Annotated in this window: 23 protein-coding genes; 19 read left to right on the top strand and 4 right to left on the bottom strand. The window is 45.7% G+C overall.

Going from position 1 to position 21,630, the window contains the following annotated elements; all coding sequences use genetic code 11:
• Window positions 1-12: 12 nt before the first annotated feature.
• Both OCV37_RS09860 and OCV37_RS09855 read right to left on the bottom strand, forming a co-directional pair.
• Entirely contained in the window at window positions 13-1,755 is a 1,743-nt protein-coding gene (locus OCV37_RS09860; protein ID WP_038180806.1) for a dihydroxy-acid dehydratase domain-containing protein, read from the bottom strand.
• Window positions 1,745-2,281, bottom strand: coding sequence for a gluconokinase (locus tag OCV37_RS09855; RefSeq protein WP_038180810.1), 537 nt, complete (start codon window positions 2,279-2,281; stop codon window positions 1,745-1,747). The genes OCV37_RS09860 and OCV37_RS09855 overlap by 11 nt, the downstream gene beginning before the upstream one ends.
• Window positions 2,282-2,392: 111 nt before the next feature.
• On the opposite strand from OCV37_RS09855, the gene idnD reads away from it, so the two are divergent.
• The 11 genes from idnD to OCV37_RS09800 all read left to right on the top strand — a co-directional run bounded on the left by idnD (window position 2,393) and on the right by OCV37_RS09800 (window position 14,134).
• Window positions 2,393-3,403, top strand: a complete 1,011-nt coding sequence (gene idnD, locus OCV37_RS09850; protein ID WP_245609121.1) for an L-idonate 5-dehydrogenase — start codon at window positions 2,393-2,395, stop codon at window positions 3,401-3,403.
• A gap of 1 nt (window position 3,404) precedes the next feature.
• Window positions 3,405-4,169: a gluconate 5-dehydrogenase gene (idnO, locus tag OCV37_RS09845; protein WP_038180812.1), complete on the top strand. Its 765-nt coding sequence runs from the start codon at window positions 3,405-3,407 to the stop codon at window positions 4,167-4,169.
• A gap of 142 nt (window positions 4,170-4,311) precedes the next feature.
• The gene (locus OCV37_RS09840) at window positions 4,312-5,319 is read left to right on the top strand and encodes a TRAP transporter substrate-binding protein (protein WP_038180815.1); all 1,008 of its coding nucleotides are present in this window, start codon (window positions 4,312-4,314) and stop codon (window positions 5,317-5,319) included.
• Window positions 5,320-5,381: 62 nt separating this feature from the next.
• Window positions 5,382-5,954, top strand: a complete 573-nt coding sequence (locus OCV37_RS09835) for a TRAP transporter small permease subunit (protein ID WP_084717459.1) — start codon at window positions 5,382-5,384, stop codon at window positions 5,952-5,954.
• Window positions 5,947-7,281 carry a TRAP transporter large permease gene (locus OCV37_RS09830; RefSeq protein WP_038180817.1) on the top strand — a complete coding sequence of 445 codons (1,335 nt, stop codon included), beginning with the start codon at window positions 5,947-5,949 and terminating at the stop codon, window positions 7,279-7,281. The genes OCV37_RS09835 and OCV37_RS09830 overlap by 8 nt, the downstream gene beginning before the upstream one ends.
• A gap of 549 nt (window positions 7,282-7,830) precedes the next feature.
• Window positions 7,831-8,811, top strand: a complete 981-nt coding sequence (locus tag OCV37_RS09825) for a TIM barrel protein (protein WP_038180821.1) — start codon at window positions 7,831-7,833, stop codon at window positions 8,809-8,811.
• Window positions 8,812-8,868: 57 nt separating this feature from the next.
• Window positions 8,869-9,906, top strand: a complete 1,038-nt coding sequence (locus OCV37_RS09820; protein ID WP_038180824.1) for a sugar ABC transporter substrate-binding protein — start codon at window positions 8,869-8,871, stop codon at window positions 9,904-9,906.
• A gap of 16 nt (window positions 9,907-9,922) precedes the next feature.
• Window positions 9,923-11,422, top strand: a complete 1,500-nt coding sequence (locus OCV37_RS09815; RefSeq protein ID WP_038180828.1) for a sugar ABC transporter ATP-binding protein — start codon at window positions 9,923-9,925, stop codon at window positions 11,420-11,422.
• 13 nt (window positions 11,423-11,435) lie between these two features.
• Window positions 11,436-12,413, top strand: coding sequence for an ABC transporter permease (locus OCV37_RS09810; RefSeq protein WP_038180831.1), 978 nt, complete (start codon window positions 11,436-11,438; stop codon window positions 12,411-12,413).
• A 9-nt stretch (window positions 12,414-12,422) separates the two neighbouring features.
• Window positions 12,423-13,277, top strand: coding sequence for a MurR/RpiR family transcriptional regulator (locus tag OCV37_RS09805; RefSeq protein ID WP_038180833.1), 855 nt, complete (start codon window positions 12,423-12,425; stop codon window positions 13,275-13,277).
• Window positions 13,278-13,279: 2 nt separating this feature from the next.
• Window positions 13,280-14,134 (top strand): ribokinase, encoded by an 855-nt coding sequence (locus OCV37_RS09800; RefSeq protein ID WP_038180837.1) that lies wholly within the window; start codon window positions 13,280-13,282, stop codon window positions 14,132-14,134.
• A 324-nt stretch (window positions 14,135-14,458) separates the two neighbouring features.
• On the opposite strand, the gene OCV37_RS09795 is transcribed toward OCV37_RS09800, so the two are convergent.
• A complete protein-coding gene (locus OCV37_RS09795; RefSeq protein ID WP_038180839.1) occupies window positions 14,459-15,799 on the bottom strand; it encodes a sigma-54 interaction domain-containing protein in 1,341 nt (446 codons plus the stop codon).
• A 431-nt stretch (window positions 15,800-16,230) separates the two neighbouring features.
• Between OCV37_RS09795 and OCV37_RS09790 the strand changes: the two genes are divergently transcribed.
• From OCV37_RS09790 to OCV37_RS09770, 5 genes are all read left to right on the top strand, one after another.
• Window positions 16,231-16,782 (top strand): BON domain-containing protein, encoded by a 552-nt coding sequence (locus tag OCV37_RS09790; RefSeq protein ID WP_038180842.1) that lies wholly within the window; start codon window positions 16,231-16,233, stop codon window positions 16,780-16,782.
• 136 nt (window positions 16,783-16,918) lie between these two features.
• Window positions 16,919-17,095, top strand: coding sequence for a DUF1328 domain-containing protein (locus tag OCV37_RS09785; protein WP_038180844.1), 177 nt, complete (start codon window positions 16,919-16,921; stop codon window positions 17,093-17,095).
• Between the two features lie 8 nt (window positions 17,096-17,103).
• On the top strand, window positions 17,104-17,301 hold the full coding sequence (locus OCV37_RS09780; protein WP_038180846.1) for a hypothetical protein: 198 nt from the start codon (window positions 17,104-17,106) through the stop codon (window positions 17,299-17,301).
• Window positions 17,302-17,409: 108 nt separating this feature from the next.
• Window positions 17,410-17,841: a hemerythrin domain-containing protein gene (locus tag OCV37_RS09775; protein ID WP_038180848.1), complete on the top strand. Its 432-nt coding sequence runs from the start codon at window positions 17,410-17,412 to the stop codon at window positions 17,839-17,841.
• Between the two features lie 35 nt (window positions 17,842-17,876).
• Window positions 17,877-19,523 carry a diacylglycerol kinase family protein gene (locus tag OCV37_RS09770; protein WP_038180851.1) on the top strand — a complete coding sequence of 549 codons (1,647 nt, stop codon included), beginning with the start codon at window positions 17,877-17,879 and terminating at the stop codon, window positions 19,521-19,523.
• An 11-nt stretch (window positions 19,524-19,534) separates the two neighbouring features.
• Here OCV37_RS09770 and OCV37_RS09765 read toward each other — a convergent pair whose 3' ends face one another.
• On the bottom strand, window positions 19,535-19,933 hold the full coding sequence (locus OCV37_RS09765; RefSeq protein ID WP_038180855.1) for a hypothetical protein: 399 nt from the start codon (window positions 19,931-19,933) through the stop codon (window positions 19,535-19,537).
• Between the two features lie 580 nt (window positions 19,934-20,513).
• Here OCV37_RS09765 and OCV37_RS09760 point away from each other — a divergent pair.
• From OCV37_RS09760 to OCV37_RS09750, 3 genes are all read left to right on the top strand, one after another.
• A complete protein-coding gene (locus OCV37_RS09760; RefSeq protein WP_038180858.1) occupies window positions 20,514-20,732 on the top strand; it encodes a hypothetical protein in 219 nt (72 codons plus the stop codon).
• An 82-nt stretch (window positions 20,733-20,814) separates the two neighbouring features.
• Window positions 20,815-21,339 carry a phage holin family protein gene (locus tag OCV37_RS09755; RefSeq protein ID WP_038180861.1) on the top strand — a complete coding sequence of 175 codons (525 nt, stop codon included), beginning with the start codon at window positions 20,815-20,817 and terminating at the stop codon, window positions 21,337-21,339.
• Window positions 21,284-21,604, top strand: a complete 321-nt coding sequence (locus OCV37_RS09750) for a hypothetical protein (protein WP_157634952.1) — start codon at window positions 21,284-21,286, stop codon at window positions 21,602-21,604. The genes OCV37_RS09755 and OCV37_RS09750 overlap by 56 nt, the downstream gene beginning before the upstream one ends.
• Window positions 21,605-21,630: the final 26 nt, after the last annotated feature.

Here is a 21,630-nt window from a genome sequence, read left to right as displayed (position 1 = left end):
TCGGTACTTTTATCATTGTACTATTTTACTCATGGCACCACTATTGGCGTGGTCTAATGAAATGCGTATAACATCAAATAAATCATGATCATTCTCATCTGTTAACCGGGGCGTCGCTGATGGTGTTGTGCCTGCGTTCCGGTTGTGGATGATGCCATTCTCGCCATCAACTTCGATGATATCCCCATCCTGAATGGTTGCGATCGGGCCTCCTTTTTGGGCTTCCGGCGTAATATGAACAACTGCCGGGACTTTTCCTGAAGCGCCGGATAGGCGGCCATCCGTTAAAAGGGCGACCTGATACCCTTTATCTAAAACATTCCCTAATAGCGGCATGAGTTTGTGCAGTTCGGGCATGCCATTTGCGGTCGGGCCCTGATGTTTCAAAATCACCACACAGTCGCACCATAATTCATTGTTGTGATAGGCATTGTAGACAGCTTGCTGACTTTCAAACACTCTGGCTTTTGCGGTGACTTTTCTCTTTGACGGTGCAACCGCGGAAACTTTCATGATGCCCTGACCGATGTTGCCTTGCAGAAGTCTGATGCCACCGGTCGTGCTGAATGGTGCTTGGGTCGTGCGGATAATTGCGTTGTTACGGATGCCATTTGCTTTCTTCTGTATGTGTTCGGCGATTGTTCGGTTGTTGAAGCACTTCACATCACCATGGAGCAGTCCGGCGTTTAACAGTTCATGCATCACGGCAGAAACACCACCGGCCTGATGAAACTGGTTCACATCCGCTTCGCCATTCGGATAAATCTTTGCCAGCAGGGGGACAACGGCAGACAAGGCGTCCATATCTTCCCAGCGAAGCATAATTCCAGCAGAACGAGCAATTGCGACCAGATGTAAGGTGTGATTGGTTGAGCCGCCCGTTGCCAGCCAAACCACGCAGGCGTTGAGGATTGATTTGACGGTGATCAGTTCATACAGAGCCGGCGCTTCTGCAGACAAGATCGCTTGTATCACTTCTTCCATCACCGCAGATTTGTCACTGCACACACTCGCCAATCCCGAATCTATCGGCTGAATCCCCAGTGCTTCCAGCATGACCTGATTCGTATTGGCTGTGCCATAGAAGGTACAGGTTCCTTCACCGTGATAACATCGACATTCCGTCTCTAAAAGTTGTGATGAATCGATGTCGCCAAGGTGGAATTTTTGTCGTGCTGATGATTTTTCTGAATTGCTAATGCCGGTTGTCATGGTGCCGGAAGGGATGAAATATGAGGGCAGATAACCGCGAGATAAAGCGCCGATCAGCATTCCCGGGACGATTTTATCACATGTACCTAGTAAGATAGCCCGATCCGCCGTCGAGCATGTTAACGGAATGGCCGTCGCCATGGCGATGATATTTCTGCTGATCAGCGATAATTCCATACCTTTATAGCCCTGAACCACGCCATCACAAATGGCAGGAACCCCCCCGATAAAGGAAGCACTGTGCCCCAGACGGGCAGCAATTTTTTTGATCAACTCAGGGTAATGAACATACGGTGCATGCGCGGATACCATTTCATTGTAGGAACTGATGATCCCGAGTTTGAAGGTTGATTTTGAGCGCATGATGACTCGGCGATCGGTATCAATGGCTGCCAGCACATGAGCGGCATTACTGGGCTCAATTGCATCCAGATTCATGTGTTCGCTTTCTAATGCTTTAATTTTGGTTAAATAGGTATTTCTGGATGCTTTTGAGCGCTCTTCTATGGTTTGTGTCACATGTTTAATCACTTCATTGAGCATAATTCACCCCGTTGATTGCTTGTAAAGCAAGGTCAGCAACTTCTTGTAAATTTCTTGAATCTATGTCGATTTCAACATAATCAATCGATTCGGCAGGGTGCGGTTCAATTAAAGTTTGGAATTGACTTCTTAGCATTTCATCGCCGGAGAAATAATGGGCTGCCCGTTTTTTCATTCGTTCGCTAATGACCTCAAATGAGCCTTTCAGGTAGATAAACAACACATGTTCTTGAATACCTTCTTGCAGCAACATTCGATATTCAGGCTTAAGGCAAGAGCAGGCAACAATGAGGCCTTTGTTTTCTTTGTTGCATATTGTTGCCATTTGGTTCAATGCGTGCAGCCACGGTTTTCTGTCTCCATCGGTGAGTGGGATGCCGTTTCTCATTTTTTCCACATTCTCAATCGGATGAAAGTTATCTGCATCCTCATATCTATATGATTTATATTTAGAAATTAACTCTCCGACACTACTTTTCCCACAGCCGGAAACACCCATTACAAAGATTATATTTTTATCTTTCATTTTGCTTTGTCTCACATTTTTTTAATCATCTGCTTTTAATATAACCGATCAAAATATAGCATGGCAAGCGGTTGCCAAATTGACATTGAAAACGAAAAAATAGGAATGAGCATGGAAATTAAAGCGATAAAAGTTTCCGGGAAGCATCAGGTCAGTATTGAAAATACGTCTATCGAGGCTGACGAAAATGAGTGTCTGGTAAAAATTACACGCGGTGGGATCTGTGGATCCGATATCCATTATTACCAGTATGGTGGTGTCGGTGATTTTTCTCTCCAACATCCCATGACGCTCGGGCATGAAGTGATCGGTCGTTTATATCCATCCAATCAAACTGTCGCAGTTAATCCGAGTAAACCATGTGGTGCATGTGAGTACTGTCAGTCAGGTCGATCGAATCAGTGCCTGAAGATGGAATTCTTCGGGAGTGCGATGCGCAACCCTCATGTGGATGGCGGTTTTGCTGAGTATGTGAAAGTCACAAAGGACCAAGTCGTCCCTTATGACGAGACAATGTCGCAAGAGGTTATGGCCTTTGCCGAACCGCTTGCTGTCGCCATTCATGCGGTAAATCAGTCTGGTGGTGTCGTCGGTAAAAAGGTGTTGGTGACAGGATGCGGTCCTATCGGTTGCCTGATTGTTGCCGCTTGTCAGGCCGCGGGGGCGAGTGAGGTTGTCGGGTCCGATCTCTCCGAGAGATGCCGGGACATTGCAACGGCGATGGGGGCAACATCAGTTTTGTCACCGATGGATACGGTGCCGGATCTGTATCTCAAAGAGAAAGGTTATTTTGATGTTTCATTTGAAGCATCCGGCGCAGTACCGGCATTCCACTCATGTATCGATATGACGAAAGCGGCAGGGGCGCTTGTGCTTGTCGGAATGAGACCGGGAATGGTTGATTTTCCGTTAACCAAATGCCTTGCAAAAGAAATCAATGTCAAAGGCTCATTCCGATTTATTTCTGAGTTTGAAACCGCAGTCCGGTGGTTAGAAACCGGAAAAATTAATCCATTACCTCTGCTCACGAAAGTATTCCCCTTCACCGACATTATTGAAGCACTGGATCTGGCAGCAGATAAGTCTAAGGCAATGAAAATTCAATTATCATTTGAGGATTAATATGAAGAATTTATTCGATTTAACAGGAAGAAAAGCACTGATTACAGGTTCGGCTCAGGGGATTGGTAATTTATTAGCACAGGGTTTAGCCGAGCACGGGGCTGAAATTATTATTAACGATATTACTCAGGAACGTGCTGAAAAAGCAGCAGGTGAGTTGGTCAAGCAAGGGTTCAAGGCAAGCGGAATTGCGTTTGATGTAACAAATAAGACTGAAGTTGAAAAAGCAGTCAGACAAATTGAACAAGAAATTGGTGAAATTGATATATTAATCAATAATGCAGGTATTCAACGTCGTCATCCATTTTTAGAGTTCCCGGAGAAGGAGTGGGATGATGTGATTAACGTCAACCAAAAAGCGGTTTTCCTGATGATGCAAGCCGTTGGGAAATATATGGTTAAACGCCAACGAGGCAAAATCATCAACATTGGTTCGATGCAAAGTGAACTCGGGCGAGACACGATTACGCCTTATGCTGCATCGAAGGGCGCGGTAAAAATGTTAACCCGGGGCGGGTGTGTTGAACTGGCAAGACATAACATTCAGGTCAACGGTATTGCCCCCGGCTATTTTATTACCGAATTGACTAAACCATTAGTCGACAACGAAGAATTTACGTCTTGGCTATGTAAACGTACACCGGCAAATCGTTGGGGTAACCCCGATGAACTGATCGGTGCGGCGGTTTATTTATCCGCCCCGGCATCAGACTTCGTCAACGGACATTTGCTGTTTGTTGACGGTGGCATGCTCGCAGCAGTTTAAATCGCTTACCTATATGAATTATATGAATAAAGAATAATAACAAAAGTGCGCCCCATCATTCATCGCATGAAATGCATTACTGACAATAAATATATTACTAACAATAACTAAACGACTAACAATAAACAAAAGGTCTACCTATATGAAACTAAAAAAACTCATTATTGCTACGGCTTCTCTGGTTATTGCTGGCTCAGCATTTGCTGAAGGCGTCCATTTGAAGTTTCAAAGTTCAAATTTTACAGGAGAACAAGTCTACACGATTCAAAAAAAATGGGCCGATAATGCGGCAGCCGCATCCAATGGCCGTATTACCATTGATTTATTGCCTTTAAATTCCGTATTGAAATCTTCGGATATGTTAACCGGCGTCAGAAATAAAATTATTGATGGTGCCGTTGCGACGGCAGCGATGTATTCGGGAGAAGATCCGGGGTTTGGTCTGATTGGTGATACGATTTCTGCGTGGAATAGTGATGAAGATATCCTGAAATTTTATTATTACGGTGGCGGTTTCGAAGTCGTCGATAAAATATTTCAGGCTTATGGTGCAAAATTAATTGGTGTTTCTGTTACCGGGGCTGAATCTTTACCGGCAAAAGTCAAAATAGAAAAAGTTGAAGACTTCAAGGGTGTGAAAATTAGAGCGCCTTCCGGACCGATCCAAAAATTATTTGCACGCATGGGGGCAGCACCGGTTGGTTTGCCAGGCTCTGAAATTTATACCGCATTAGAAAAAGGGATTATTGACGCGGCAGATTTCTCAACCTTTGCAAACAATCAAAAACAAGGGGTTCATTCGATCGCTAAATTCCCCATTTATCCCGGAATTCACTCATCTCCGGCGGTTCATACGATTATGAATTTGAACAAGTGGAATGCACTCTCTAAAAATGATCAGGCGTTTCTGATTGAGCACTTTAAAGGCATGGCACTGGAGTCTCTCCTTCAGGCTCACTATGAAGATCAAATTGCTTATAAAGAAGCGATTAAGCAAGGTGTAACACCCGTCAACTGGAGTGCTGAGGAGCGAGAAAAAGTCCGGGCTTATGCAAAAGATATTTGGAAGGAAATCGCCGACGAATCGAAATTGGGTAAGATGTATTACGATACACTCCTTCATTTCTTAGATAGTCAGGGAATGTTATAAGTTAGCGGTGAAACCTCAGCCTGACAATATATTTTATTGTCAGGCTGAGTAAGGGATTTATCATGAAAAATAACGTAATAGCAAAGATTGATTCGATATTCATCCGTTTGGGTAACTGGCTTTCAATTATATTTTTCTGTGTGGTCGTCATCAGCTTTTTCGAAGTGGTGATGCGATATGTGTTTGATAGCCCAACCACCTGGGTTCATGAGACAACGACTTTTATTATTAGTTTGTCGTTACTTTATGGCGGGGTTGCCTGCTATGCAGATAATAAGCATATTCGTATGGAATTTATCAAACAAATCTTTAGCAATAAAATTCAATGGTATATGGAATTACTCGTTGAAATATTCATGCTTATTTTTATTTTAATGCTGACTTATGGTGCTTTTTGTTCTGCCCGGGATGCCTTCATCTCCCCATTTGGTACGTTTAAGATGCAAACATCAGGGACGGTGTTAGATACGCCATTTCCTGCGCTGAATAAAGGTTTTTTCTTATTAACATGTGTCGCAATGCTTATTTTATGCATGCTTCATATCACTCGGCATATTCTCACAAAAAACGAGATGGCAGTACGTTGCGAAGACGATGAGCAATCGTTATTAAAACAAGGAGGAAATAATGCTTAGTGCTTTGGGGTTGGGTACGGTTGGCATCGGGACGGGGACGGCTTTCATCTTCATCGCGATGATTTTTCTCTTGTTTATTGGGATGCCACTCGGTTTTCTCACCGGGTTTGTTGCTCTGGCATCTTCTGTCTTGTGGTTTGATACCACCACCATCATGCAGATGGTGGCTTCCCGGGTTACCGATTTTACTTCATCATACACATTTGTTGCCGTTCCCATGTTCGTGTTGATGGCAACCATGCTGGACAAGACTGGGATCGCTCGCGATTTATATAATGCAATGCGAGTGATGGCCGGCAGAATCAATGGTGGTGTCGCGTTGCAAAGTATGGTTGTTGCGGTGCTGTTAGCTTCTATGTCCGGAATTATTGGGGGCGAAACCGTATTACTTGGCATGCTCGCATTACCACAGATGCTACGACTCGGTTATAACAAAAATCTGGCGATCGGTTCGGTGGTTGCCGGCGGTGCATTAGGGACGATGGTTCCGCCGAGCATCGTATTAATTATTTACGGCATGACTGCCAATGTGTCCATCGGTGATCTTTTCCTTGCTTCGGTGCCTGCGGCGCTGCTCCTTTCCGGCTTGTACATGCTCTATATTTACGTGTTATGTAAATTGAACCCGGACTATGGTCCAGCGATGGATCAGTCCGAACTGGAAAATTTAACCAAGGAAGATAAAAAGAAAATTCTGATTGATATTGCGATCCCATTAGCGATTGCCGGATGGATTCTCGGCAGTATCTATGGCGGTATCGCTTCCGTGACTGAATCTGCCTGTGTGGGTGTCGTCGGTGTCATGCTTGCAGCATGGCATCGTAGGGAGCTGAACCGAGGCATCATCTTTGAGTCATTAAAACACACGATGAAAACGGTCGGGATGATTATCTGGGTGGGTATCGGTGCAACCATGATTATCGGTGTGTATAACCTCATGGGAGGAGATAAATATATTGCTGATATGTTTATGGGGCTGGATGCACCGCCGATTTTTACGATTTTGATCATGATGGCGGTACTTCTGGTGTTAGGGATGTTCTTAGATTGGATTGGGGTGGCTATGTTAACCATGCCTATCTTTGTTCCGATTATTACGAGTCTGGGCTTTGACCCGATTTGGTTTGGTGTGTTGTTCTGTGTAAATATGCAAGTGTCTTTCCTGAGCCCGCCGTTCGGACCGGCTGCTTTTTATCTGAAAAGTGTTGCGCCGAAGGGCATCGAACTGACGGATATTTTTAAATCAGTATGGCCTTTCATCATCATGCAACTGATTGTGTTAGCCACGATTCTGACCTTCCCGGAATTTGTCACCGGGTTCCTATAAGATCAAACGAATGGATTCAGTTCAAGCTTAAAGCGTATTAAACATTGTAGCGGCTGTGAACCGGATCCATCATATCGTGTATTGGTACTTCCCCCTCGCAACACCACGCAATATCAACGGGTATGCGGAGAGAATCGCTCTTTTCGCATATCCGAATCACATATTTCCATCTCGTTGAATCAGGGCATCAAGTGGGATGAACGGTTGTTGCTGTAGATATAGATAACATGGTTGTTAAGTTCTTTATTGAAATTAATCAATTGGTTATAAAATGTAAAATGACAATTGAGCAACTATTGTGTGATGTTGATCAATCTTTATCTGTAAATTAGTTTACGCTGAAATCATATACCATGAACTTATGAAGTTCATCACAGTAATGGTTTGGCATCCGTCCGGCTTGTTAAGCTATTTTTATGAAGTGAATCGCAAAAAATATTAAATTTAATGATGTTATTGTGAGATAAAACACTGTCATTCCAAACTATACACACTTCACAACGCCAGCAAATATCATAAAGTTCATCATGCAACGGATAGGTAAAAACAATGACTGAACTAAGATTTGCGACGCGATTGAACTCATTTGCATCAGGCTCTCACCTTTATTGGCCCGGGCAAAAAACGAAGCCGACAGTTGCTCAGATGATTGAACGGGCCGGTACGGTTGAAGGTCTCACTCACCTTGATTTGAATTACCCTCAGCACATTACGACTGACATTCCGACCATGAAGCAGCAAATTGAAGCTGCCGGTCTGCGAGTCAATGGGGTGCAAATGCGTTGGGACGATCCAAAATTCAAGATTGGAGCCTTTACCAACCCCGATCCCAACATTCGTCGTGAAGCGATTGAACTCACGAAAGCCGGTATTGACGCGGGCCGTGAGCTTGGCACCCATCTCATGACGCTGTGGATGGGACAAGATGGCTTTGATTACTGTTTTCAGGCGGATTACAAACGGATATGGGAAGACGCCGTGAGCGCGCTGCGCGAAGTCGCCGAATATGCCCCCGATTTTCAAATCAGTATTGAATACAAACCCAATGAACCCCGCGCTTATGCGATTTTCCCGAATGTAACGACTTGCCTGTTAGCGGTAGAAGAAGCCGGGTGTCCGAATTTAGGGATTACATTGGATTTTGCCCATGTTCTATACGCCAATGAAATACCGGCCTATGCCGCCGCTATGGTTGCAAGACGTTCCAATCTCTACGGATTAGATGTCAATGACGGTTGGGGGAAACGCGATGACGGATTGATGGTTGCGTCAGTCAATTCCCGCGCAACGCTGGAATTCTTGTGGCAGATGAAACGCGACGGATATCAAGGCGCGTATTACTTTGACACCTTTCCTGATGCGAGCGGATTAGATCCGGTCCGGGAGGCCGAACTCAACATCGCAACAGTGAAACGTTTATTGGGGCTTTGTGATTTATTAGACCAATCTGAAGCACTCAAAGACGCAATTGCAAAGCAGGATGCTGTTGCTGCGCAATATATTGTTGACGACATCATGTACGCCAAATAATAAAACTATCATTAAAATGAATGCATACCCTACACACCTGATAAGGATATTAAAAAAATGAAAAGACATCTTACCCCTTTAATGGCTGGATTATTAGTATCCACAGCCGCCTTTGCCAATCTGCCACCTTTAAACTCAGATACTGAAACTGACCGTATTGACTGGTCTGAGCTACAAACAAAATTTGGCGATGTCCCTACTTTTGAACACAAAATGAAAGTGGGGGGCGTCTCCAAAACATTGACCAATGAATACTGGCGTTCGCTGGGTGAAGGTTACAAAAAATACGCGGATGCCCACAATGTCACCGTTGTGTATCAGGCCGCAGCGAATGAAGAGGATCAATTGGGTCAGTTATCCATCGCCGAGACGCTGATTGCGCAAGGGTTTGACGCACTGTTAGTGTCACCGCAAACAGACGCAAATCTAGAGCCAGCTTCAATGACGGCTAAAAAAGCCGGTGTGGTGGTGGTCAATGTCAATGATGCGGTCATGCCGACGGCAACCAATTATGTCGGTAATGTCCAAAAAGATAACGGTGTGCGGGTTGCGCAATGGTTTATTGACCACCACAAGGAAGGTGGAAAAGTGGCGGTGATTGAAGGTCAGGCCGGTGTATTTGCTGCGGGACAACGTACACGGGGTTTCCGCGAAACAATTGAAGCGAATAAGAAATTCCAGTTAGTTGCCAGCGTTCCTGCGAACTGGAGTCGTGAAAAAGCCTACGACGCCTGTACGACGATCCTGCAACAGCACCCGGATTTGATTGGTTTTTATAACAACAATGACGGAATGGCATTAGGTTGTGTTGAAGCGGTACGTGCTCAGAAAAAATCGGATCAGGTTGCTGTTTTTGGTACCGATGGTATCTCTGATGCCTATGCTTCGATCCGTCGCGGAGAGTTGACCGGGACGGTCGATAGCTTCCCGGTTTTAACCGGAGAGGTGGCGATGGAAGTCGCATTGCGTCTGTTGGGCGGACAGAAACTCCCACGCGTTGTATCGACGCCTCAAGCGCTGATTACCAAAGACAATATTGACCAGTACGCGATTGATAACACAAAAGAACTGCGTGAATTGCTACACAGTCATTAAGTCAGGGAGGAGCGCTATGGAACGGTTGTGTATGACTGGCGTCACCAAAGTATATGGAAAAATTGCAGCCATTGAAGACGTCAATTTTTCTGTATTACCCGGCGAGGTGCACGCACTGATTGGCGAAAACGGCGCAGGGAAATCAACACTGTTAAATGTGTTGTCCGGCGTCCGGGAAGCGACGACTGGTTGTGTGAAAGTTGACGGCAAGCTCGTTGATATGAAATCACCACTTTCAGCGCGCAAAGCCGGAATCGCCATGATTCATCAGGAATTACAACTCGTTCCTGAGCTGACTGTGGCCCAGAATATGTTTCTGGGCCGCGATATAACCAAAGGCAAAGGTCTTTTTGTCGATAAAGAAGCACAATTTAATAAAGCAAGAGATGTACTTCGTCAACTGGACGATTCAATTGACCCGAATGCGCCCATTAAAGAGCTCAGAGTCGCTCAACAACAGATTGTTGAGATCGCAAGGGCTCTTCTCGATGATGCAAAAGTTCTTGCCATGGATGAACCGACCTCGAGTTTAACCCCAACCGAGTTTGAAAAACTGGCCGAAATCATTGCTGATTTAAAGCTCATGGGAGTGGGGCTGATTTATGTGTCGCACAAAATGGATGAAATTTTCCGAATCTGCGACCGCGCAACCATTCTGCGTGACGGTAAACAGGTGGGTGTCGTTAATATTTGTGATGAAACGCCGGATACCATCGTATCGAAAATGATTGGCCGTGAAATTGCAGCCGTCGGTCATCAGTCTTATGTGGGTGAACAAGAAATTCTGCGTATCGAAAACTTAGGTCGTGAAGGCGTTGTCTCGCCGGTTAACTTACGTGTCAAAGCTGGCGAAGTGCTCGGAATTGCAGGCCTTGTCGGTGCCGGACGTTCCGAGTTACTGAAACTGATTGCCGGGGTTGATCCGAAGACCTCCGGGCAAATCTATGTGGATGGTCATTTGCTCGAAAAACACTCGGTTCAAAGCGCCATAAAAGCCGGTATTGGCTTGGTTCCCGAAGATCGCAAGAAAGAAGGCATCGTCAAAGATCAGGCGATTAAGGTCAATGTTGCCTTACCTTCAATGAAACACTTCACTTCGTCAGGACTGATTCAACAAACCAAACTCAGTCAAAAAGTCTACCAAGTCATGTCTGAGCTGAATTTGAGGCCTTTAGATATCAATAAACATATTGGTGATCTATCGGGAGGCAACCAGCAAAAAGGAATCATTGGCCGTTGGGTTGCGGCTGACTGTCGCGTGTTCCTTTTTGATGAGCCTACCCGCGGCATCGATGTCGGTGCAAAGTCAGAAATATACAATCTTATCGAAAAACTCGCACAGAAAGGGAAAGCGATCATCGTCGTATCGTCTGAAATGCCAGAAATCATACGCGTTTCTGATCGCGTGTTAGTCATGCGGGAAGGGCGTGTTGCGACGGAGTTAGTGGGTGAACATATCAACGAAGAGAATATTGCCCAAGCAGCGATTAACGACTTTGACCAAAGCAAAGTATGAATAGGATAAGCATATGAGAACGTTCGAAAACAAAGTATCTGAGCCAGAGACCTTAAAACTGCCTAAATTTAAATTCAATGTTCGTGATGCTGGCACTATCATCGGGCTACTTCTGATTGTCGGTGCATTTTCCATCCTGTCGCCGGTCTTTTTTACGGTTCCCAATTTAATGAATATTCTTCAACAGTCTTCATTAAATGCTTTGATAGCTCTCGGAATGACGCTGGTCATCATTTCAGGTGGTATTGACCTTTCGGTGGGGCCGACCGCAGCACTTTCCGCCGTATTAGGCACGACGCTGATGATCTCCGGTGTTCCTTTACCCGTTGCCATTATGGGGACCTTATGTGTGGGGGCTCTATGTGGTGTGTTTAGCGGATTTCTTGTTGCTTACGCGGGACTTCAAGCATTTATTGTCACACTGGGGGGATTATCTTTATTCCGTGCGATTGCTTTGATATACACCGGTGGTAACCCCGTGTTTGGTGTCCCTCTCGAATTTAGAACATTTATCAATGGCGATTTACTGGGAATTCCGGTTCCTGTTCTGATTGTGGCTGCCGTCGCAGTGATTTTATGGGTCGTGATGAATAAGACCCCGCTGGGCATCTATATTTTATCGATCGGTGGGAACGCCGAAGCCGCACGAGTGGCCGGTGTTCCGGTCAAACAGACCAAAGTGGTTGTCTATGTGATCTCGGGCGTTCTCGCTGCCTTGTCATCCTTGATTCTTGTCGGTCGATTAGGTGCAGCAGAGCCAACGATGGGGCAACTTTGGGAACTGGATGCCATTGCCGCCGCTGCGATCGGTGGTGCCTCTCTGATGGGAGGGAAAGGGTCCATCGTCGGAACCATTATTGGTGCCATTATACTGGGGGCATTGCGCAATGGCCTGACGCTGATGAATGTTCAGGCATTCTGGCAGTTAGCGGCAACCGGTATCATTATTATCTTCGCGATGTTGGTCGATAGAGCGACCCGCGGTAACTAAGGTGAACTCATGCAAGATATTAGTGCGATAGGGGCACAAATTCGGAGTCGGTTACCTCAACTGACGCCCCTGGAGAGAAAAGTCGCTGATGCGATTATGGCGGATAAAAGCTTTAATCATACAACCCCCTTAAGAGAAGTGGCACACAGTAATGGGGTGAGTGAAGCGATGGTGGTGAAGGTCACCAAGAAGCTCGATTTTACCGGGTTTCGGGACTTTCGTGACCATGTGGCCCGCTACAAACAGCTTGAAGTCGCCAATCTTCACTCAGAAGTAAAATCGGATGACAGCTCGGCTGAGGTTCTGGACAAAGTATTCAGGACGAGTATTCAAGCCATTGAAGAAACCAGTAGTATCCTCGATGTGAATGAGTTTAACCGGGCGGCTAAGATCCTGTTTAAAGCTAAGTTTATTGGTGTCTATGGTGTCGGGGGATCAAGTTCTGTCGCGAGAGATTTTTGCCACAAACTATTAAAAATCGGGATTAAGTCAACGGTCTATGATGACTCGCATATGATGTTAATGTCAGCAGCGGTGTTATCTGATGATGATGCCATTGTTGCCATTAGTCATTCAGGTAATACCCGCACAGTGGTTGACCCGGCATCACTGGCTAAAAAAAATGGGGCCAAGATTATTGCCTTAACCAACTACGATCAGTCGCCATTAGTCAATGTGTCTGATGTGGTGTTGCAGTCAACTTCTCAGGGGTCTCATTTGTTAGGTGAAAATGCCGCATCCCGAATCGCACAGCTCAATATTATTGATGCTTTATTTGTCGCGATTGCCAGAGAAGATATTGAAGCGGCGGAACGTAACTATAACAAGACCCAGCAGGCCGTTTCACATTTGAGGGAGTTATAACGATGAGCGTGATATTGGTCGCAGGCAGCCTGCATTACGACATGATGATTGCTGTACCGCACCAGCCGGAAAAGGGAGAAACGGTGCTCGGTAATAAAGTTGCGTATAAATTTGGCGGGAAGGGTGGAAATCAAGCCATCTCAGCGGCTAAGCATGGGGAAACCGTACGTTTTGTCGGGGCTGTTGGTGCCGATGCGCATGGTGAGTTTCTCATCAGTACGCTGAAAGCATCTTCGGTCGATACGACGTATATCTCGGTGATTGACAACGAAACGAGCGGTATGAGTGTTGCCATTACCGATGATTCCGGGGATTACGCTGCCGTCGTCGCCTCTAATTCAAATCAATTGATCACGGAAGACGTTTTTGAATCAGATCTGTTGTGGAACGATGTCTCGCTACTGATCCTGCAAAACGAAATTTCACCCGAGACAAATTTAAAAGCAGCCGTAGCAGCGAAAAAACGCGGGGTGAAGGTTGGTATGAATGCTGCCCCGATAACCGATAAGAATAGCCCTGTATTTGACTATGTGGATCTCATGGTGGTCAATGCGGTTGAGGCCCGTGATTTATCGGAGATCGCGGTTGTATCTCTTGATTCTGCCAGAGAAGCCGCTGCTCACCTGACGTCAAAATTTGAACAAGTGGTTGTCACCGCTGGCGAACATGGCGTGGCGTTTTGCCAACAAGGGGGAAATGCAGCGGCGACCCCCGCAATCCCCGTTGAACTGATCAGTACACATGGTGCCGGAGATTGTTTTATGGGGGCTCTTTGTGCCGAAATAAATAAAAATGCAGCATTATGTGATGCGGTTGCTTTTGCAAACAGAATCGCAGCCAAACATGTATCAACATGATTTGAACGCAGCGATATCAACTGAGCCACTTTCGGCTTGTCTCGGAAAACTCCGGGGATGGATGCAATACGTTCAGAGGCGATCGACACGACGGTGACGTTGTGCAAGCCAACCATCAGTCATGAAAATAAAAAGTCAGCAGACGTGATCTGCTGACTTTCAATATTTAAAACGGTGAGATTAATAGAGGAAAACTGCGCCCGTGCCTATCCGTCAGATTGAATGCATTGGATGAGGGCGCATAGGTATAGCCAGAATGACATCCCAACAATGCATATTATGGCATCAGTGGCGAGACACGCGTGACCTTACTCAGCTGACACACTAGTCCTGATACTTGTCTAGTTTGTTGTATAGCGTTTTGACACTGATTCCAAGCTCTTGAGCGGATTCTGTTTTGTTGCCCTGATTCTTTTCCAGTGTGTTGAGAATGGCATGTTTTTCTAATTCTTCTAACCGTACGCCGGTGGGGATCATCTCTTCCAGACTGGTGCCGGTTTCCAATGGCGGGGTATCGTAAATCAGATGTTCATCTTTGATGGTATCATCCGCCAGAATGAATGCGCGTTCAATGGTGTGTTTCAGTTCCCGGACGTTGCCGGGCCAGTCGTGCATGACGATTTTCTGAAGAGCGGAATCAAGAATTGTCTTTGCTTTTGCTTCGTTTGCGTTGCGATGGGCAATAAAGTGTTTGGCTAATCCGGGGACGTCGTCACCACGTTCCCGCAATGGCGGTACGGTTAACGGGAAGTGTGATAGACGGAAGTAGAGATCTTCACGCAGAAATTGTTCTTCAATGGCAACTTTGGGATCGCGGTTGGTTGCTGCCACGATACGGGTATTCGCCATCTGAACGGTTTGGCTGCCTACGGGACGGTATTCGCCTGTTTCCAGTACTCGCAGCAGTTTCACTTGATGCTCCAGCGGCATTTCGGTGATTTCATCGAGAAACAGAGTGCCGCCTTCAGCTTGTTTAAAGACCCCTTGGTGAGTTTTGTTGGCACCGGTGAACGCGCCTTTTTCATGACCAAACAGCTCGCTATCCACCAATTCAGGGCTAATTGCACCACAGTTAATGGCAATAAAAGGTTGCTGGTTGCGGTCGCTGGCTAAATGGATCGTCTGGGCGACCAGCTCTTTACCTGAACCACTTTCACCCACGATCAATACGTTCGCCTCTGTTCTCGCAACACGGCGGATCATTCGGTACAGCTGATGCATTGGTGCAGAAGAGCCGACTAACAGACCGAACTGGTCCAAATCGCTGGTGGCGACTTTGCGTCCTTGCTCTTGCTTATGCTGGTAATACTGACTGATCTCTGTCAGGGTCTGAGACAAGGTGTTGAAATCGACAGGTTTTCTGTAGTGAAAAATGGCGCCGAGACTCATCAGTTTATCAAGGCTCTCGTTGGGGGCTCCTGAACTAATAATGATGAGGTCCATATCGTATATTGCATCAAGATCAGACAGTTGCTGATAATCTGCGTGTGTGAAATGAATGACTTCTACAATCGCGACATTGGGGCGGATATCGATAAAATGCTCGATCCAGTCCTCTTCTGTTTCAGCTTCATATAAACGAAATTTATGTAATTCCTGACAAGCAGCAATCGCCTCTTTGAGTTTCGGGTCTTGTATACTGAGAAACAGACTGGGTACTGACATAGAAATGTCCTCTTTATATGACAGGAAGAATTTACGTGCATTATGTCGGTAGTACAAGACAAAATATTGTAAAAGTCGATTGAGTATCGGGTCGGACAAGATGGAGATGGATTAAATAAAGTTGATAATCGATAAAATATCCGCGTTATTGGCCCGACTGTTTTGAATGAAATTTAATCTGACGTCGTTGATCTTGTGCAACACGGCCTTTCCCCGCCCAATATTGCTGCAAACTGAACGTATTGCCAAACTGAACATCACTCGGATGATTAAAAATTACATTTATCCTATGTAAATAATTCACGGATAGGGTGTGTTTGGATCTCTGTTTTTGCGTGGTTTATTCAATAAGTCCTTTTAAAACAATGGATTAAAAAGTTGGCACGTGCATTGCTATATGAGAACTACAACGTCAATAGAGGAGAATGACCATGAAAAACATCGCAGCTAAAATTGTACTGACGACCGTTCTGGCAACATCATCTACTGCAGTATTAGCCAGTAATCAATGGGAAAAAAAATCCATGGACGCTTGGTTAGATGGTAAAGCAGAAACCACATTACTGCTCAATACCAATTTGAACTCTTTTGATATTAACACTGATGTGAAAGACCGGGTGATTACCCTGACAGGGTCCGTCGACAATGATGTAGAAAAGTCGTTAGCGGGTGAGTTGGTTTCAGGCCTTGATGGCGTGAAAAAAGTCAATAATAAACTGACTGTGGTTAACCCGAAGAAGAACAATGCGGATTCTGATGCACTGGCGGTATTAAAGGACTCTAAAATTACGACCGTGGTCAAAACACGATTATTAATGAATACCAATGTGAGTGGTACGGATATTGATGTCACCACAGACAATAAAACCGTGACGTTAACGGGTAAAGTGCAATCGGACGCAGAGCATGATCTGGCTTTATCAATCGCGAATAATACCGATGATGTAAATAAAGTCATTGATAAGCTTTCAGTGGTTCAATAATAACGAGCCGGGTATTTCACTGGCGTGATTAACCACAAACTAGCGTCACTATCGATTGAGGATGGGGTAATGACGCCATTGATATCAGCATTATTTTCCTCGAAGTGAGTTACCTCAAAATAAAGGAGGCATAACAATGATTCGGTGGATATTTATCTTCTTGGTTTTAGCTCTGGTTGCCGGAGTCCTTGGATTTAGTGGGATTGCCGGGGCAGCCGCAGCAGTGGCACAAATTATATTTTATCTGTTCCTGTTGTCTCTCATTGTATCCATTGTCTTGATGATTCTCGGGAAGAAAAACATAAATAGGTAGGAGTTTATATGAAAGTTACATCATTTATTTATCGTATGGTTGCAGTTTTAGGTTTGGTATTTGCTCTGGGCGCATGTAGTGATGAAGGTCCGATGGAAAAAGCCGGTAAAAAAGTAGATGACGCGGTACAAGATACCCAAAATGCAATTGAAGATAAGTGTGAAGATGTCAAAGATAGTTTGAACGCGGAAGATAAAGATTGTTAAGCCGGTATTTAATCCATCTGTATTATCCGCACAAAGTGAATCATAAAGGGTGGCGACAACGCCACCCTTTATTCTATCAACTATTCTTAATTCAAGAAGGAGTCAGAGATGAAGAATATATTTGATGTACTCACAGAGAGCCATGAGAAACAGCGTCTGTTACTGGATTCATTGATGGAAACATCCGGCGACTCACCGGTCCGGAAAGAGTTTTATGACAATTTAAAACAAGAGCTGGAACAACATGCTGCTGCTGAAGAGCGTTGCTTTTATGCACCCCTGATCGAAAGTGATAAGACGATTGATATGTCACGACATGGTATCGCAGAGCACCACGCTATCGATAAAATGATTGCACAGCTTGATGAAACGGATCGCCGTTCACCCGCTTGGCTCACGCTGATGAAAACATTGCGTCATAAAGTGTTGCACCATTTGGAAGAGGAAGAACAACGCTTTTTCCAGATGGCCGGTAAAGTGATGTCAGATGAGCAAAAACAGCAGTTAGCTAATGATTATATCCAAGAGATGACGCAATAAGATCCATATCATCCGTGATGGTTTAAGGAGGGAGCATGTTTATCGTCAAATATTATCTGCTGGGTGCATTCGCATCGCTGCTTGCGGCTATTTATATGCCATATATCATTGTCAGCATCTTACTACTTTGGGTCTCTCTCTCCTTAGTATTCGTCAGTATCGCCTATTTATTCGATTTCCCATCCATGTTCAGAAAGAGTCAAGACGGTAAGATTGTCTGGTGGATACGGTGGGCGTTTATTCCTTTCTTACTGGGGGCGAGGGCCTACAATGCCTGGGAGAGGCGCCACGATTCTGTCCCACCGATTCAGCAAGTCAATGACCATCTGTATCTGTCCCGCCGCTTATTCCCCGGCGATTTGACGTTTCTCGAATCTCACGATATCTCCTGTATTGTCGATGTTACGGCGGAGTTTGCCGGGTTAGAAAGCGCCACAACCGACAAGCAATTTGATTACCTGTCTATTCCCGTTCTTGATCATAAAGCGCCGACCTTAGCGCGTTTACGTCATGCGATGAATTGGATCGATACCCAAATTGCGTGCGGGCGTTCAGTGGTGGTTCACTGCGCACTGGGGCGTGGCCGCTCGGTATTTGTGGTGGCGGCTTACCTGTTGAGTCAAGACCCGTCTCTGTCGGTCGCGTCGGTGATGGAGAAAATCAGCAGCGTTCGCCAAACGGCAAGGCTGAATCGGTTACAGATGAAAATACTGCAAGCCATCAGCGAAAAAGGCGTATTAGCGCTTGATGACCCGACCTGGATGATCGTCAACCCGGTGGCCGGGGGCGGTAAGTGGCAGCAACACGAACAGCAAGTGATTCGTGAACTGACTCGCAAGTTCCGTCTTCGCATTCATCAAACCACGGAAAATACCAGCGCGGAAACGCTTGCGAAGCAGGCCATAGAGCATGGTGTGAGCCAAGTGATGGTATCAGGGGGAGATGGCACGGTGACTGAAGTTGCCAGCCAACTGGTTGATACCGATATCAATCTTGGGATTATTCCGTTGGGAACGGCAAATGCGCTGTGTCATGTGCTTTATGGGATTGGGATGAAATTTTCACCGGTTGAAAAAGCCTGTGAAGCGATTCTCTCGGGACATAGCCAACGTATTGATACTGCCACATGTAATCAGCGTTTGATCTTGATGGTGCTCGGTATTGGTCTGGAGCAGAAAATGATCGAACACGCACAGCGTGAAGAAAAAAATACCTTCGGACAGTTGGCGTATTTAACCGGCTTTTTTAATGCGGTGATTGCAGAAGAGACACAAACCCTGCAAGTGACCATGCAAGGACAGGCAGCGGATGAGCATCGGTTTGATGGTCAGGAGATTGAAGTTCATAGTTTCATCGTGGCCAATACTGCGCCATTCAGTACGGTGCTGGCACAAGGCGGAGGAGAGCCACGCCCCGATGACGGGCAATTGCATATTACTTATCTTGACCACACGCAATCACTGGGCGGGCGTCTGGTAGCGTTGTCCGATCTGACGCTAACCAGTGTCGGTGTGCAAGAAAAGTCGAATCTGTTTCAGTATGCTAGTGCCACCCAAGTGACGATTCAGTCACCAAAATCGATCGACTACGTCATTGATGGTGAGCTATATTCAGACCGTTGTTTAGAGATTGAGCTTCGTCCTCAGTCGCTGAATGTGTTTGTTCCTGACAGCGGTCAGTAAGGCGAGTCGGGTTACCCGCCTTGAGGTAAATATTTTTCCAGTTCATCGCTTTCGACTTGCAATGCTGCGATCCAGTACGAGAGTAGAGTCGCCAGATTGGTATCGTCGAGTTCCCTGAGACGCTGTTTTAACTCTCTCAATAGCTGTGCGTTCATAAAATGCATCTCTTGATAGTTATTGGGGGTTGCGATGTCATGTTTGTGGGTATGTTCCGCAATAAAGTCGTCCCCATCTTGATCAAAAAACAGCGCGGCTATCTTTTTGATCATCACTTTTTCTATTTTGACGAACCGATAAGCCGATCGATCAATATTCTGATGCGAATGGGGATCGACAAGCGGTAAACACGTTTGTCGGTGGTGTGCGATTTTCACCAACAACTCTCTCACCCGCTTATTCGTAAATGTCATACTAGCCTCTTTTTTTCATTCTTAAATATTCATACTTTTGGGTTCTGATATTGATGTGATGATGGCATAACATTGATCTTTTTCAGTACATGCCTATATCCCAGTACATACTTCTATGGCCATCGTGAAGGGTATTTATCATTGCCTGTGAGGCGCAAGTACAGGGTCAATCTACCCTGTAACCGCGCCATCCGGCATTTTGTATCAAGCATTTTGTATGCCAGAGGTTATTGATGGCCTTTGATATCAATGAAGAGAAGGGGTTACAGCGATTGAGCATCCGGATGAAACAGAAGTCTCCCTGACGGATAAGAAAAAATTACAAAGATGACTCAATCAGAAGGAAATAATTACAGGTTATGATGTGATTTTGGCAGAGAATGAATATTTTAATCAGTAAAAACAATCTCTTAACGTGTTGGCATGATAATCGCTACACAAGGTTATGAACGATAAGGGATGAGTCAGATATATCAGTCATGTTATGGCTTTATGGTGACTCGGCGGTTGAGCAAGGTGTTTTTAAAGCCATGATTTTCAAGTCAACTGCTTTGTAAATAAAAACCAACGGAGAAGAGTTATGCCAACGACAACAAAAGCAAGCGCAGCTAAAACACAAGAACAAATTGAAGAAACGGCTGATGCGATAAAACAGCAGGCCAAAGAGAAGCTGGAAGCCGGTGCAGAGAGTATTCAGCAAGCAACCAAATCAGCAGAAAATGTGGTTAAAGATCACCCGTTGCTTAGTCTTGGTTGTGCATTTCTGGCCGGTTGGGCGGTGTCTAAGCTGATCAAATAGACGTTCCCGATGTCGTTTTTTATTACGACGTTCATCAAGACGACGTTCATCAGGAGGTCGTTGATCAAGGAGGAAGCGTTCAATGAATGATTCCGGGCATATGACCACTGAAGACCAAGGCCCGACGACAGACGCGGCTCGCCGGGCCGCTGTCGGGGCCGATACGCAGGATGTTAAACAAGAGGCTGAACAAGCCGTGAATAGCATCCGGACAATTTTGACACAGATTGAGGGGCTTGCGACATCACTCAAAACATGGTCTGACACAACGTTGGATCTGTTTGTGCTCGAAGTGAAAACCAACATTGCGGCAGCGCGACAAATCGTCTTGTGTAGTATTGTTTTTATTCTGCTTGCAGTACTGTTTATCTTCAGCCTTTGCCTGACCGCAGGGATTGTCACCTACTATCTGACGGCGCATGTGTTGCTGAGCTGCGGGGTATTTATTGGGTCACTCGGTCTGGCACTGTTCGGTTTGGCTTGGTGGCAGCAGCGGCTGACGAATTTCCTTGGCTTTAAACATACCACGGAACAATTACGGGAGGGGTGGGATGCCTTATCTGACAAAACTCAACCGGGCGATGCAGATCAAACGGACCGAGGGTAAAGCCGCACTGAGGCAGTGTCGGTTAGACAAGCAAACTCTGATGTTCTCTTCGCGTCGTTTTGTCCGGGAAAACCCGTGGCTGACTCTCGGTATTGGTGCATGTGCCGCACTCGCTGTTACCAAAGTCCGGGGCATTTCCGGCATGATGTCTTCAATTTCCTCTATCAGTGTATTGTTTGGCAGCACCATGGAACTGAGTCGCCAGTTCGCTGATCAGGCGGCTTCTGAGCAATCAATCTCCGAATCATCAATTTCAGAACAATGAGCGTACCAGCGTTCATCCCACAGATT

It is taken from the genome of Vibrio rhizosphaerae, from assembly GCF_024347095.1.
GTDB classification, from domain to species: Bacteria; Pseudomonadota; Gammaproteobacteria; order Enterobacterales; family Vibrionaceae; genus Vibrio; species Vibrio rhizosphaerae.
The sequence above is the reverse complement of the archived record's forward strand: the minus strand, read 5'-3'. Positions and strand labels throughout refer to the sequence as shown.